Consider the following 14,216-nt stretch of genomic DNA (forward strand, 5'->3'; position numbering starts at 1 on the left):
CAGCGGCACGAGTGGCGCGGCGGTGAGTCAACCGCCGCGCCACCATCACGAGTTCGGATGAACGGGGACCCTCCGCGCGGGCCCCGCCAGTAGGTTCGTCGGCGTGGACTACTACGACCTGGGCAGTCACCGCAGGCCCGTGACGACGTCGTCCCCCGAGGCGCAGACGTGGTTCGACCGGGGGCTCATCTGGACCTACGCCTTCCACCACGAGGAGGCCGTCCGCTGTTTCGAGGCCGCCGGCGCGGCGGATCCCGGATGCGCCATGGCCGACTGGGGCGTCGCCTACGCCCTCGGCCCCAACTACAACAAGCCCTGGGAGTTCTTCGACCAGGAGGACCTGGCGCACACGGTGGAGCGCACGCACGCCGCCGTGGAGCGCGCCCACGCCAAGGCCGCCCACGCGACCCCCGTGGAGCGCGCCCTCGTCGAGGCGCTGCGCGCCCGCTACCCGCAGGCCGCGGCCCCGGACACGGAAGCGTGCTCGGTGTGGAACACCGCCTACGCCGACAGCATGCGCCAGGTGTACGAACAGGCGCCCGACGACCTCGACGTCGCCACCCTGTACGCCGACGCGCTGATGAACCTCACCCCCTGGCAGCTCTGGGACATCCGCAGCGGCCGGCCGGCCGAGGCCGCCCGCACCGCGGAGGCCAGGGCCGTGCTGGAGCGCGCCCTCGGCACCGAGGCGGGCACCCGCCACCCCGGCCTGCTGCACCTCTACATCCACCTGATGGAGATGTCACCGACGCCCGAGGCCGCCCTGCCCGTCGCCGGCCTGCTGCGCGGCCTCGTCCCCGACGCAGGGCACCTCCAGCACATGCCCTCGCACCTGGAAGTCCTCTGCGGCGACTACCGGCGCGTGCTCTCCGACAACGCCGCGGCCGTCGCCGCCGACGAGAAGTACCACGCCCGCGCGGGCGCGATGAACTTCTACACCCTCTACCGCTGCCACAACCTCCACTTCCGGATCTACGGCGCGATGTTCCTGGGCCGCCTCCAGGACGCCCTCACCACGGCCGAACGGCTCGAAGCCGCCGTACCGGAAGAACTGCTGCGGGTGACGAGCCCGCCGATGGCCGACTGGCTGGAGGGCTTCCTGGCGATGCGGGTGCACGTCCTGATCCGGTTCGGCCGCTGGGACGACATCCTGCGTCTGCCGCTGCCCGCCGACCCCCGGCTGTACTGCGTGACCACCGCGATGCTGCACTACGCGCGCGGGGTCGCCCACTCCGCCACCGGCCGGACCGCCGAGGCCGAGGCGGACCGCGCCCGCTTCCGGGAGGCGGCCGCCGCCGTACCGGCGACCCGCATGCTGTTCAACAACACCTGCACCGACATCCTGGCCATCGCCGGCGCCATGCTCGACGGCGAACTCGCCTACCGCAAGGGGGACTTCGACACCGCCTTCGCCGAACTGCGCCGGTCGACCGACCTGGACGACAACCTCCCCTACGACGAGCCCTGGGGCTGGATGCAGCCCGCCCGGCACGCCCACGGCGCACTGCTCCTGGAACGCGGCCGGGTGGCGGAGGCCGAGGCCGTCTACCGGGCCGACCTCGGCCTGGACGACACCCTGCCCCGGCCGTTGCAGCACCCGGGCAACGTCTGGGCCCTGCACGGCTACCACGAGTGCCTGCGCCGGCTCGGCAAGGACGGCGAGGCACGGATCGTGGCCCAGCAGCTGAAGCTGGCCGCGGCGACGGCGGACGTACCGATCAGCGCGTCCTGCTTCTGCCGTACGGACTGCTGCGCGCCGTAGCGGGCCCCGGGCCGTCCGTGCCCCCTCAGAGGGTCCGCGCGACCAGCAGGGCCACGTCGTCGTGGTCGTCTGGGTGGCGCAGGCCGTGCAGGAGCAGGTCGCAGGTCTCCTCCAGCGGGCGGTGCGGTTCGTCCAGGAAACCGAGCAGGACGCCGAGGCGGTCGTCGATCGAGTGGCGTCGGGTCTCGACGAGCCCGTCGGTGTACAGGACGAGGAGGTCGCCCGCGGCGAGGTCGACGGTGCTGGTCTCGAAGGGGATGCCGCCCACGCCGAGCGGCGCGCCCGGCGGCAGCCTCAGCAGGTCCGGTGGCCGCCCGGAGTGCACGAACGCGGGCGGCATGTGGCCCGCGTTGGCGATCTCGCAGGTCCGCAGGTGCGGGTCGTACACCGCGTACAGACACGTGACGATGTAGTGCTCCAGGTCGCAGGTGATCTTGTCCAGGTGCTGGAGCACCGAGGCCGGCGGCAGTTCCAGGTCCGCGTAGGCACAGGTGGCGGTACGCAGCCGGCCCATGGTGGCGGCCGCGTCGATGCCGTTGCCCATGACGTCGCCGACGACCAGCGCGGTCCGGTCCTGCGACAGCGGGATCACGTCGTACCAGTCGCCGCCCACCTCGCTGGTCGCCTGGGCGGGCTGGTACCGGGAGGCCAGTTCGAGGCCCGTGTGGTGCGGCGGGTGGTCCGGGAGCAGGCTGCGCTGCAGGGTGAGGGCGGTGTTGCGGACGCTCTGGAACCAGCGGGCGTTGTCGATGGCCACGGCGGCCCGCCCGGCCAGCTCGGTGGCGAGCACGACGTCGTCCTCGTCGAAGGGCACCGGATTGCGGGTGCGCTTGAGGTCCAGGGCCCCGAGCACCTCCCCGTGCGCGATCAGCGGCACCGCGAGGTAGGAGTGCACGCCGGCCTGGGCCAGCAGTTCGCCCGCCTCGGCGTTGCGCGCGATACGCGGGAGGTCCTTGGTGCCGACCTTCGGGACCAGCACCGGCCGCCCGGTGTGCACACACAGCGTGACCAGCCGGTCGCCCTCGTAGGACGTGAGGTCGCCCGGCGGGTCCGCGGCCCGCAGCGCCACCGTGGGGTGATCCGCCTTCAGGGCCAGCGCACGGAACAGCTCCGGACCGTTCTCCGGCCGGCGGGAGCGTCGCAGGGCCAGCGCCGAGTCCAGCACGTCGACGGCGACCACGTCCGCGAGGACCGGCGTCGCGATCTCCGCCAGCTCGTGCGCCGTGCGCTCCACCTCCAGCGAGGTGCCCACCCGGGCCGAGGCGTCCGCGATCAGGGCGAGCCGTCGCCGGGCCCGGTCGGCCTCGGCGGCCGCCCGGTGCCGCTCGGTGACGTCGACGACCGAGGTCGCCGCGCCCAGGACGCGGCCGCCGGGATCCTCCAGCCGGTAGAACGACAGCGACCAGGCGTGCTCGTGGTCGGGATCGGTGGGCGGACGGCCGACGTGGTACTGGTCGAGGAGCGGGGTGCCGGTGGTGAGCACCTGGCGCAGGGCCGATTCGACGCTGTCGATGTCGGGCAGCGCCAGGGTCTCCCGCAGCGGGCGGCCGATGTGCTCCCCGGCGGGGACGCCGTCGATCCGCTCCAGCGCCGGGTTCACCAGCAGATAGCGCAGGTCCGGGTCGAGGAGGGCGAGCCCGATCGGGGACTGGTTGATCAGCCGCTCGCACAGCGCCAGGTCGGTCTCCACCCGCTGGAGCAGGGAGTGGTCGGCCACGATGCCCAGCGCGTACACGTCGCCGAGATCGTCCAGCAGCCGCATGGTGCGGAACTCCATCAGCCGGCTGCCCCCGTCCTTGCGCCGGACGGGGAAGGCGCCGGCCCAGCTGGTGCCGGTCTCCAGCACCTCCATGAACATGTTCACCGCGGCCTTCAGATGCTCCGGGTGCATGAGCAGTCGCGCAGCGTTCTGCCGCAGGGCCTCCTCGGCCGTGTAGCCGAAGAGCTCCTCGGCCTGCGGGGTCCAGAACACGATCCGGCCCTGCGAGTCCAGCGCCACCGCGGCCACGCTCAGCACGTCGAGCAGACCGGTCGGACGCGTTGTGCCGGGGCCGTACTCCTCCCCGCTGGGGTCCGGGCCACCGGACCGCAGGAATCCCACAGCCATGCCTCCACCACCTCCACCGGCCGGCGGGCCGACAGCGCTGCCACGGCACTTCCATGCTGCCCCGGGCCGCCCGCGCGTGCCGACCCGGGCCGAGTACCCCGTCCGCGCGAGGTTCCCCGGAGCGGGAGCCGTCCGGTGCCCGCGCGGGCACGAAGGTGCCGACCGGACTCCGCCGGCGGGCTGTGCGCATCCGGTGGACAAGCAGGAACATTGGGGTACGTAGAGGATGTAGCCAATGGATTTTCCGCGAGAAGAATTCGACGCGCCGCCCGCCACGGGCCGGCGCGACCTCCTCGACGCCTCCAGCGACGCGGCGGCGGTGCTGTCGTCCGGGGGTGTCGTGCTCGCCTGGACCCGGGGCGCCCAGGACCTGCTCGGGCATCCGGCCGCCGAGGTGGTCGGCCGTTCCGCCGCCCCGCTGCTCGCCATGCGCGCCGACCCGGCGCGGGCCGCCGGCGTCGCCGAGCGCTGCCGTTCCGGCATGGGATGGAGCGGACTCATCCCGGTACGGCACCGCGACGGCCACACCCTCGACGTGGACCTGCGGGTCTCCGCCGCCTTCGACTTCGACGGACATGAGTGCTTCCTCCTGTCCGCCCGTGAACGACGGCCGCAGTGGACGATGGAGCAGTCCGTCCTCGACGGGTTCCTGACCCGCTCGCCGATCGGCATGGCGGTGATGGGACCGGAGCTGCGCTACGTGTGGCTCAACGACACCCTGGAACGCTTCGGCGGAGTACCCCGGGAGCAGCGCCTGGGCCGGCGGCTGAGCGAACTGCTCCCCGGGCTGGAGGCGACCGCCATCGAGGGCCTGATGCGCAAGGTGCTCGCCACCCGGCAGCCGGTCACCGACTACGAGTACCTCGGCTGGAGCTGGGCCGATCCGCACCGCCAGCGCGCCTACTCGACCTCGTTCTTCCCGCTCGTCGACGCCGACGACTCGGTGACCGGCGTCTGCTACATGGTCGCCGACGTCACCGAGCGGTGGAACGCCCGCCAGCGGCTGTCGATGGTCAACGAGGCCGCCACCAGGATCGGGACCACCCTCGACGTGCTGCGCACCGCGCAGGAACTCGTCGACTTCGCCGTCCCCCGCCTGGCCGACTTCGTCGTCGTCGACCTCCTGGAGCCGGTCCTGAGCGCCGAGGGCCACGGCACCTGGCTGAGCGACACCGGCCCGGCACCCGACGGGCCGCTGATGCGCCGGGCCGCGCTGCGGACCGTCCGCGAGGGCAGCCCGGAGGTGGTGGCACGCGTGGGCGACCCGGTGGAGTTCCTGCCTCCGGGGCACGGCATCGACCTGCTCGTCACCGGCGACCCGGTCCTCATCCCGGAGCTCGACCCGGACGACCCCCAGTGGTCCGCCGAGCAGCCCGAACGGGTGGCGACCATGAGGGAGTTCGGACTGCACTCCCTCATCTCGGTGCCGATGCGGGCCCGCCGGAACGCCCTGGGCCTCACCACGTTCGCCCGCTCGCTCAACCCGGTCTCCTTCCAGCCCGACGACGTCCTGCTCGCCGAGGAACTGGTCGCGCGCGCCGCCGTCTGCGTGGACAACGCCCGCCGCTACACGCGGGAGCACACGGCGGCCGTCACCCTCCAGCGCAGCCTGCTGCCCCAGGCCCTGACGGGCGGTACGGCCCTGGAGGTGGCGTCCTCCTACCTGCCGGCCGACGCGACGGACGGCGTCGGCGGTGACTGGTTCGACGTCATCCCGCTGTCCGGCGCCCGGGTCGGCCTGGTCGTCGGCGACGTGGTCGGCCACGGTCTCGCCGCGGCGGCGAGCATGGGCCGGCTGCGCACCGCCGTCCAGACCCTCGCCGACATGGAGCTGCCCCCCGACGAACTCCTCGCCCACCTCGACGACCTGGTGCTGCGGCTGGGGGAGGAGGAGAGCGGGAGCACGGCCTCCCAGGGCAACACGGCCACCTTCGTCGGAGCGACCTGTCTGTACGCCGTCTACGATCCGGTGACCCGGCGGTGCGTCATGGCCCGGGCCGGACACCCGCCGCCGGTCGTCGTGGCACCCGACGGGCGGGCCTGGTTCGCCGAGATGCCCGCCGGACCGCCGCTCGGACTCGGCGGCATGGCCTTCGAGGCCACCGAGATCGAACTCGCCGAGAACAGCCTCCTCGGCCTCTACACCGACGGCCTCATCGAAGGCGCGGACCAGGACGTCGAACGCGGCATGGCCAGGCTCCGCGCGGCGCTGGCCGCCCCGGACGCCGACCTCGCCACCCTGTGCACGGCCACCGTGCAGCAGTTGGTCCCCGGTCCCCAGCCCGACGACATCGCCCTGCTCCTGACCCGCACCCACGCCCTGGGCCCCGACCACGTCGCCGGCTGGGAGGTGCCCGTGGACCCGGCCGCCGTCGCCGACATCCGGGCCCGGGCGGCCCGCCAGGTGGTGGCGTGGGGCTTCGACGAGCTGGCGGTGACCACCGAACTCATCGTCAGCGAACTGGTCACCAACGCCATCCGCTACGCCGAGCCGCCCATCCGGCTGAAGCTCCTGCGGGACTCCTGGCTGACCTGCGAGGTCGCCGACGCCAGCAGCACCGCCCCTCGCCTGCGGCACGCCCGCAGCATGGACGAGGGGGGCCGCGGCCTCTTCCTGGTGGCCCAGCTGGCCCACCGCTGGGGGGCCCGCTACACCGGCGAAGGCAAGATCATCTGGGCCGAGCAGGAGATCCCGCCGGGCTAGGAGGTCGGCCCGTGCCGCTGGTCACTTGCCGGACGGGTCCTCGCCGGGCGCGACGAGTTCCAGGACCGCCATCATGCCCATGTCCTCGTGGTTGAGGATGTGGCAGTGCAGCACGGTCCTTCCGGTGAAGTCGGAGTAGCGGATGCGGATGACCGCCTTGCCGCGCACCGGCACGTCGATGGTGTCGTACCAGGCGTGGGCGGGGTCCTGCGGCTTGCCGTCGACGCTCATCAGCTGGAAGCCGTTGGTGTGGATGTGGAAGGAGTGGGTCTCGTCCGTGTCGTTGCGGACGGTCCACTCGTCGACCGTGTCGAGCGTGCCGGTGAAGTCGACCCGGTGCGGGTCGTACTTACGGCCGTTGATGTAGAACTCCGTGCCCGCCTTGTTCTCCGTGAAGACGACGGTCTTGCGGGCCGTGATCGTCGCGTGGCTCAGGTCCTCGTGCGGGGCGATGCCGGTGGGGAGGGCGGCACGGCGTACGGGCGTGCCGCCGGTGACGACGGTGGCGAGGTCGGTCCGGGGGAACTTGTTCCCGGCCGGGCCGGTGTCGTACGCGAGGGTCTCCAGCGCTGCCGTGCCGGGCCTGCCGCCCTGGACGAGGACGTCGAAGCGGGCCCCGGCCGCGATCACCAGGGAGTCCTGGTCGTACGCCGTGCGGACGGGGATGCCGTCCTGGGCGATCACCCGGAAGCGGGAGCCGGGGAGATGGAGCTTGTAGTAGATGTTGGCCCCGATGTTGGCGAGCCGCCAGAGCTGGGTCTCGCCCGGCCGGATGCCGATCACCGGGTTCTGCTGGCCGTTGACGGTCCGGTTCGTGGGCGCCCCGATGCTGAGCGGGTGCGTCCTGACCGCGTCGCCCGCGACCTGGAAGTCCTTGAGCGCGATCGTGTGCTCGGTGATGCCGCGCAGGGCCGGGGGCAGGTGCTGCCGGAGGCCCTCGACGACGATGACCCCCGACTCGCCGCCGGCGACCTGCGGCGCGGACGTCATGTCCGCGTGCGAGTGGTACCAGAACGTGCCGGTCGGATGGTTGAACGGCAGCCGGTACGAGTAGTGGTACGACTGGTTGTACCTGATGGCGACGAAGACGTCGTCCGAGGGGGAGCGCGGCGAGACGTGCAGGCCGTGCGTGTGCACGTTGGTGTCGTCGGCGGTGCGGTTGGCCAGGGTCAGGTCGATGCGGTCGCCGGGCCGCACGCGCAGGGTGGGGGGCATGAACGCGCCGTTGTAGACGGTGGCGTACAGGCGACGGTCACCGACTCGCACCTTGCGGCGCTCCACCACGACGGTGGCCTTCAGGACGCCGTCGCGGCTGACCAGCTCCGGCGGGTCCTGCAGCCGCGGACCGTCCGCGGTGGGGTGGCCGGCGTGCGGCGCGGGCCGTCGGGCGGAGGGGGAGTCTCCCGTCGCGGTCCGGTCCCCGCAGCCGGCCAGCCAGCCGGTGGTGAGGAGCAGGCCGGCGATCGGCCAGGTCAGCGTGGCACGGATGCGGGACGGGGTCACATCTCTCCCAGGGAAGCCGGGCGACCGGGCGGCGGTTCCACGCCCGGAGGGTCGACGTCACGACGGTCCGGCCGACGGTCCGCCAGCCGGAATGTAAGAGGGAGCCACCCCCTCGCTCGACGTGCCACGCTCACGAAGCGGCGGCAACCACCGGAGCCGCCAGGGCTTTCACACGGATGGCGGCCGGGCGGCCGTCCGGGGACGGGACGCCTGTCCCGGGCCCTGTCGAATGCGCACGTTTGGCCGTACGCTGTCAATTGCGAAGGATTCGGCAGCAATTGGGGGAGCCGCCATGTCCGGAGACGCGTACGGCCCGTTTGAGGGGCCGCCGAACCAGGAGCCGCCGCGTCAGGGGCCGCCTCGTCAGGCGCCTTCCGGCCACGGCTTTTTGATGCCGGGTCCGCTCGTGCCGCCGATGCCGTCGAGCCCGCCGCCCGCGCCGCCGGACGGCCTGCGCGCCGCGGCCGTGGCCCTGCTCAACCTGACCGGGCTCGGCCTCGGCTATCTCCTGCTCCGGCGATGGCTCCTGCTCGCCGGATCCCTGGCGGCGACCGCCGTGCTGCTGCTCGTCGCGCTGCCCGCGGACGCCGACGGCGTGCCCGGATCCGGGCTGGTCGTCTACGCCGTGGTCCTGCTGCTCGCGGCCGTCCACGGAGCGTTCGTCGGCCTGCGCACCCGGCTGTCGTGGCCGGGGCGGCGACCCGTCGCTCTCGTGCTCGGCGTCGTGCTCCTCGCCGTCCCGGTGGGCGGCGCCCTCTGGTACGACAGCGCCCGGAAGGAAGCCGTCGAACGCGCGCTCCTCGACCGTCTCGACGGCGCCGACAAACGCGTCGACGCGGCCGGGCAGAAGGACTTCGCCACCGCCAGGTCCGACTACCGGGACGCCCTGGCCGTCTACCGCGACCTCGCGGTCCACCACTCCGGCTCCCGGGCCGCCGCCCAGGTCCCCGACCGTATGAGGACGTACTACACGACGGTCGCGGCGGCCTACGGCCACCGGGACTACTGCACGGCCGTCGAACCGCTGAAGTACCTGCGGACGGTGCCCAACTCCATGCCCAGGGACCAGCTCGGCACGCTCACGCACTGGCCCGACGACCGGCTGGCCACCTCGCTGTACGAGTGCGGAGCCGACGGCCTCACCGGCGCCGGCGGCGACTGGGTCCCGCAGTTCGGCTACCTCCTGGACACCTTCCCCGACTCCGATCAGGCCGCCAAGGTCGTCCCCGCCGTCGACGCGGCCGAGAAGACGGCGGCGAAGGCCGTCGCGGGGAAGGATCCCTGCGGTGCCGTCGAGCGGCTGCGCACGCTGAACACCCAGATCGTCCAGCTGTCGAACGGTTCCGCCGTCCAGGCCGACGGCCTGGTCAAGGTCGCCGGCCGGGCCGACCACAGCGGTGACTCGGGGGAGTATGCCTGCGGCGTCAGGCAGTACGAGGACGGCGACTTCGCCAAGGCGCAGGAGACCATGCGGCAGTTCGTCACCGACAGCCCGCACGACAAGAACCGCGACCGTGCGCGCAAGATCGCCATCGGAGCCGAGGTCGCCCAGACCCTTCCCGCCGCCGGCAAGAAGCTGCCCACCACGGCATCCGGCGGCGGCATCTCGGTGACCGTCAGGAACGACAGCCCCGACGAGATCACCGTCCTCTACACCGGCCCGGTCACCGGCAGCTTCACCCTCGGGCCGTGCGGAAGCTGCGAGGCGTACTCGTTCGCCAGCTCGCTGCTCCCCGGCTGGGAGCCGTGCGGCGACAGCGGCAAGCACTACCCGCAGCACACCATCAGCCTTCCGCCGGGCACCACGTACTTCGTGCACAGGCCGAAGAACGACAGCACGGCCACCCCCGGCTCCGACACCGCCAAACTGCGCTACGGCTACCTCTACACGGAGTGCGCGTACACGACGCAGTCGCTGGGGTCGACCTACTAGGCGGGCGGCCGCGGCGCGCGGCGGGGCAGGTGTCAGCGGCGTTCACCTCAGGTTGCAGGTCCAAGGGCGCGGGCGGCCGACGGGATCGACCTGACCGGGTCCGCGCTGTCGGACCGGCGGTAGGGCCGCGGTGCGCCAGTCGGTCGGGAGCCGACGGGCCACCGGTGGCCGCCCCCGCACGTCGCCCTGTCACTCCACTGCTTCGAAGTGCCCTGTGGCCATGTCCTCTCCCGCCTCGTCCCCGTCCGCGCCGCCCGACACGGGCACCCGGCACATCACGGCCACCGTCCTGCCGGCCTGTCCGGGAGTGTTCGTCTCCTACCAACCGGCCGTCGGTGTCTCCGTCGTGCTTCCGGTCACGCAACAGGCGCTCGACGCCTCCACCGCCGGGCTCGAGCGGATCACCGACGCGCTCATCCCGCCGACCGCGGCACTGCTGCCGACTGCGGCATGGTGGGTGACCTGTACGGCCGCCCTGGGTCCGGGACTCACCCTCGGCCCGGTGGTCGACGGCGTGAGGGCGGCAGCGACGGCTGGTCGTCGGCCCGGGCCGTGATCGCCTTCGTGGTGGCCGCCGGCGGCGCGGTCGGCTTCGTGTCCGTCGAACTCCGTTCCCCTGCCCGACGCCGGACATGGGCCTGTTCACGTCGCCGGCGTTCTCGGGGGCGGCGCTCGTCATGGCCGTCACCCTGTTCGCCCAGGTCGGCCTGGTCTTCGCGCTGAGCGAGTACTTCGGGCTCGTGCACCACGCCTCGACGCCGGACATCGGCATCCGCCTCATCGCCATCAACGGCTTCACGGTGGTGCTCGGCCCGCCGGCGGGACGGCTGATGAACCGGGTCACGCCCGGCCTGCTCCTGGTCACCGGTCTGGTGATCGGCGGGGTCGGCGCCCTCGTCATGAACGTCTTCCAGGCCGACACCGGCACCGGTGAGGCCGCGCTGGTCATCGCGGTGCTCGGCATCGGCATCACGCTCGCGATGGCGCTGATCACCACCATCGCCATGAACGCCCTGCCGCACCGGCTCGGAGGCACCGCTTGCACCTGGACACGCCCGAGAGCACCGGACGGGCCCAGGCCGCCTACGGGGCGAGCTTCACCGACGCCCTGCACACCCGCGCCCTGGTCGGCGGGATCGGCATACTGGTGGCCGCCGTCGTCGCCGTCACCCTGATGGCATCCGCCCGGACCGCGCCGCGCAGGCCGTGGCGGAGGCGACGGCACATCCCGCCGGGCCGCGAGCTGACGTCGACCGCGAAGCGGCCGGCCGGCCGTCCGTCACGGACCGGCCCGCCGGCCGCTTCGCCGGGCCCGCTAGCGTGCCAGCAGTTCGAGGGTGTCGATCACCCGGTTCGAGAAACCCCACTCGTTGTCGTACCAGGCGACCACCTTGACATGGCGGCCGTCGACGCGGGTGAGGGCCGAGTCGAAGATCGCCGACGCCGGGTTGCCCGTGATGTCCGAGGAGACCAGCGGGTCGTCCGAGTACTCCAGGACGCCGGCGAGCGGTCCCTGCGCGGCGGAACGGTACGCCGCCAGCACGTCGTCGCGCGTCACGTCACGGGCGACCGTCGTGTTGAGCTCGACGATCGAGCCCACCGGCACCGGCACCCGGATCGAGTCACCGGACAGCCGGCCGTCGAGGTTCGGCAGCACCAGGCCGATCGCCTTGGCGGCCCCGGTCGTGGTCGGCACGATGTTGACACCGGCGGCACGGGCCCGACGGGGGTCGCGGTGCGGACCGTCCTGCAGGTTCTGCTCCTGCGTGTAGGCGTGCACCGTGGTCATGAACCCGTGCTCGATACCGGCGAGTTCGTCCAGGACGGCGGCCAGCGGCGCGAGCGCGTTGGTCGTGCACGAGGCGTTGGAGACGACCGTGTGCGTGTCCGGGTCGTAGGCGTCGGTGTTCACGCCGTACGCGAGTGTGACGTCCGCACCGTCCGAGGGCGCGCTGACCAGGACCTTGCGGGCGCCGGCGTCGAGGTGGGCGCGAGCCGCCTTGGCCGACGTGAAGCGGCCGGTCGACTCCAGCACGATGTCCACGCCGAGCTCCGCCCACGGCAGCTGCGCCGGTTCCCGCTCGGCGAGCACCTTGATACGACGGCCGTCCACGACGAGGACGTCCCCGTCCACGGACACCGGGCGCCCCAGACGCCCTGCCGTCGAGTCGAAGGCCAGCAGCCGTGCGAGAGCGGTCGGCTCCGTGAGGTCGTTGACGGCAACGATCTCCAGGTCGCTTTTCCGCTCCAGCAGGGCACGCAGCACGTTGCGTCCGATGCGGCCGAATCCGTTGATGGCGATACGAGTCATGAGAGGCGTCCCTTCCTTCGTTACGCCACCAGGTTCGCGGGCCGCGGCCGGACCCGACAGCGGCGACAACGCCACGGTTCACAAGGATCCCGCCAGGGACTCGTGGCGGGTCGGACGCTACTCGCCCTTGGTGAAGGTGCGCCGGTAGTCGCTCGGGGTCGTACCGAGAATGCGCTGGAAGTGCAGCCGCAGATTCGCCCCGGTGCCGAGACCGGCGTCGCCGGCGATCTGCTCCACGCTCCGCTCCGAGCGCTCCAGCAGTTCCCGGGCCAGGTCGATCCGGGCGCGCATCACCCACTGCATCGGGGTGTACCCGGTGTCCGCCACGAAGCGCCGCGAGAACGTGCGCGCCGAGACCCCGGCGTGCCGGGCGAGTGCGTCCAGGGTGAGCGGCTCCGCCAGCCGGTGCAGTGCCCACTCGCGGGTCGCGGCGAACCGCTCGCCGAGCGGCTCGGGCACGCTGCGCGGCACGTACTGCGCCTGGCCGCCGCTGCGGTAGGGGGCCGCGACCAGTCGCCGGGCCGCGTGGTTGGACGCGGCCACGCCGAGGTCGCCGCGCAGGATGTGCAGGCACAGGTCGATGCCCGAGGCGGCACCGGCCGACGTCAGCACGCTGCCCTCGTCGACGAAGAGCACGTTCTCGTCGACCCGGACCAGCGGGTGCTTCTCGGCGAGCGAGCGGGTGTAGTGCCAGTGCGTCGTGGCACGCCGGCCGTCGAGCAGCCCGGTCGCGGCGAGCGCGAAGGCCCCCGTCGAGATGGCGGCCACCCGCGCACCGCGCCGGTGTGCCGCGAGCAACGCGTCGACGACCGCCCGCGGCGGGTCGTTACGGTCCGGGAACCGGTAGCCGGGCACGAACACGATCTCCGCCCACTCCAGGGCGTCGAGACCGTGCGCGACGTGGTACGACAGCCCGTCGCCGCCGGTGACCAGACCGGGCGCCGCCCCGCACACCCGCACTTGGTAGGGCATGCTCGCGCGGGTCGTGAACACCTGCGCGGGGATACCGACGTCGAGGGGCTTCGCGCCCTCCAGGACCAGGACGGCGACACGGTGCAGACGGGTGGGAGACACGTCGGACAGGGTACGAGTGGCTCACCTGGCCGGCCACGACCGAGGACGACAACACCCCCCGGCGGTCCGCCGCTCACCGGCGGCTTCCTGCGCCCTGGCGCCCGGACTCGGCGAGGTCTCCGCGCCGCGGCCTGTCCGTCCTGGCGGCCCGCCGCCGAGGTGAACCCCAGCCAGGTGTGCGGTTGCCGGCCCGACACCAGCCCACCTTCGGCGCGTTGCGCCGCTCCCGGCCGTCCCGTCCGGTGCCGTTGCTGATCCAGATGGCGGGAGTGCGGGAGTCCAGGGCGCCGCCCGGCTTGCGCGGCCGTGAACCGATGGTCATGAAGCAGTGATTGCGCTCCAGGACGTCAGGCTGTTGCAGCACCCAGTGGATGCCCTCGCCGAGCGGCATCGGGGTGCGGCCCTCGGCGGTCCGCGCGGGCAGCGCATCGTCCGGGCTCCGGTGCGCCGTCCGGCCGCCCCGGTCGGGACCCGCGAGGACGTGGAGCGGGGCGTCCGGCAGGGTGATCGTGCCGAGCGGGGCGAAGAGGTCGACGTCGGTCATGTCGCCGACCACGAACCCCGGCCTGCCGCCGAGCCGCAGCAGCGGCGCGAGCGCGGAGGCGGGGGCGAGCTCCGGGTGTACGGCGAGCAGGGCACCCTGCCCGGCAGGGGTCGCGGCGGCACGGACCTCGGCCGCGGACAGCCCGGCGATCTCGTGCACCCCCGCCGCGACGAGCCGGTCGGCCTGTGCGGCGAGGGACGGGAGCACGGGGAGGACGGTGGAGGCGACGGACGCGGATTCGGGCACGATGCTCCGGGGGTCGGGGACGAAACCGGCGT

The 14,216-nt window shown here is 73.0% G+C and carries 9 protein-coding genes and 1 pseudogene; 5 read left to right on the top strand and 5 right to left on the bottom strand.

All coding sequences use genetic code 11. From position 1 onward, the window contains the following. Positions 1-103 precede the first annotated feature (103 nt). Positions 104-1,762 carry a hypothetical protein gene (locus tag ACFXI4_RS31505; RefSeq protein ID WP_384997296.1) on the top strand — a complete coding sequence of 553 codons (1,659 nt, stop codon included), beginning with the start codon at positions 104-106 and terminating at the stop codon, positions 1,760-1,762. A 25-nt stretch (positions 1,763-1,787) separates the two neighbouring features. Here the strand turns inward: ACFXI4_RS31505 and ACFXI4_RS31510 are convergent, their stop codons facing one another. Further along, positions 1,788-3,869 (bottom strand): SpoIIE family protein phosphatase, encoded by a 2,082-nt coding sequence (locus ACFXI4_RS31510; protein WP_384997298.1) that lies wholly within the window; start codon positions 3,867-3,869, stop codon positions 1,788-1,790. 235 nt (positions 3,870-4,104) lie between these two features. Here ACFXI4_RS31510 and ACFXI4_RS31515 point away from each other — a divergent pair, with 235 nt between their 5' ends. Continuing rightward, entirely contained in the window at positions 4,105-6,573 is a 2,469-nt protein-coding gene (locus ACFXI4_RS31515; protein WP_384997300.1) for a SpoIIE family protein phosphatase, read from the top strand. 21 nt (positions 6,574-6,594) lie between these two features. On the opposite strand, the gene ACFXI4_RS31520 is transcribed toward ACFXI4_RS31515, so the two are convergent. Further along, positions 6,595-8,076 carry a multicopper oxidase family protein gene (locus ACFXI4_RS31520; RefSeq protein WP_384997302.1) on the bottom strand — a complete coding sequence of 494 codons (1,482 nt, stop codon included), beginning with the start codon at positions 8,074-8,076 and terminating at the stop codon, positions 6,595-6,597. Positions 8,077-8,467: 391 nt separating this feature from the next. Here ACFXI4_RS31520 and ACFXI4_RS31525 point away from each other — a divergent pair, with 391 nt between their 5' ends. From ACFXI4_RS31525 to ACFXI4_RS31535, 3 genes are all read left to right on the top strand, one after another. After that, on the top strand, positions 8,468-10,009 hold the full coding sequence (locus ACFXI4_RS31525; RefSeq protein WP_384997304.1) for a hypothetical protein: 1,542 nt from the start codon (positions 8,468-8,470) through the stop codon (positions 10,007-10,009). Positions 10,010-10,229: 220 nt separating this feature from the next. After that, the gene (locus tag ACFXI4_RS31530; protein ID WP_384997306.1) at positions 10,230-10,565 is read left to right on the top strand and encodes a hypothetical protein; all 336 of its coding nucleotides are present in this window, start codon (positions 10,230-10,232) and stop codon (positions 10,563-10,565) included. A gap of 76 nt (positions 10,566-10,641) precedes the next feature. Beyond that, positions 10,642-11,184 carry a hypothetical protein gene (locus ACFXI4_RS31535; protein WP_384997308.1) on the top strand — a complete coding sequence of 181 codons (543 nt, stop codon included), beginning with the start codon at positions 10,642-10,644 and terminating at the stop codon, positions 11,182-11,184. Between the two features lie 140 nt (positions 11,185-11,324). On the opposite strand, the gene gap is transcribed toward ACFXI4_RS31535, so the two are convergent. The 3 genes and pseudogenes from gap to ACFXI4_RS31550 form a co-directional block, all read right to left on the bottom strand. After that, positions 11,325-12,320: a type I glyceraldehyde-3-phosphate dehydrogenase gene (gene gap / locus ACFXI4_RS31540; protein WP_384997310.1), complete on the bottom strand. Its 996-nt coding sequence runs from the start codon at positions 12,318-12,320 to the stop codon at positions 11,325-11,327. A gap of 117 nt (positions 12,321-12,437) precedes the next feature. Continuing rightward, complete coding sequence (locus ACFXI4_RS31545; protein WP_384997312.1) at positions 12,438-13,394, bottom strand: GlxA family transcriptional regulator; 957 nt, start codon at positions 13,392-13,394, stop codon at positions 12,438-12,440. 140 nt (positions 13,395-13,534) lie between these two features. Beyond that, positions 13,535-14,184 (bottom strand): annotated as a pseudogene (locus ACFXI4_RS31550) (DUF5701 family protein); the annotation flags it as partial. Positions 14,185-14,216: the final 32 nt, after the last annotated feature.

The sequence above is a fragment of the Streptomyces sp. NPDC059224 genome (assembly GCF_042754285.1).
Taxonomy (GTDB): Bacteria; Actinomycetota; Actinomycetes; order Streptomycetales; family Streptomycetaceae; genus Streptomyces.

Coding starts and splice junctions, on each gene's coding strand:
- ACFXI4_RS31510 (WP_384997298.1), bottom strand. CDS start 3,869: ATGGCTGTGGGATTCCTGCGGTCCGGTGGCCCGGACCCCAGCGGGGAG.
- ACFXI4_RS31515 (WP_384997300.1), top strand. CDS start 4,105: ATGGATTTTCCGCGAGAAGAATTCGACGCGCCGCCCGCCACGGGCCGG.
- ACFXI4_RS31525 (WP_384997304.1), top strand. CDS start 8,468: ATGCCGGGTCCGCTCGTGCCGCCGATGCCGTCGAGCCCGCCGCCCGCG.
- ACFXI4_RS31530 (WP_384997306.1), top strand. CDS start 10,230: ATGTCCTCTCCCGCCTCGTCCCCGTCCGCGCCGCCCGACACGGGCACC.
- ACFXI4_RS31535 (WP_384997308.1), top strand. CDS start 10,642: ATGGGCCTGTTCACGTCGCCGGCGTTCTCGGGGGCGGCGCTCGTCATG.
- gap (WP_384997310.1), bottom strand. CDS start 12,320: ATGACTCGTATCGCCATCAACGGATTCGGCCGCATCGGACGCAACGTG.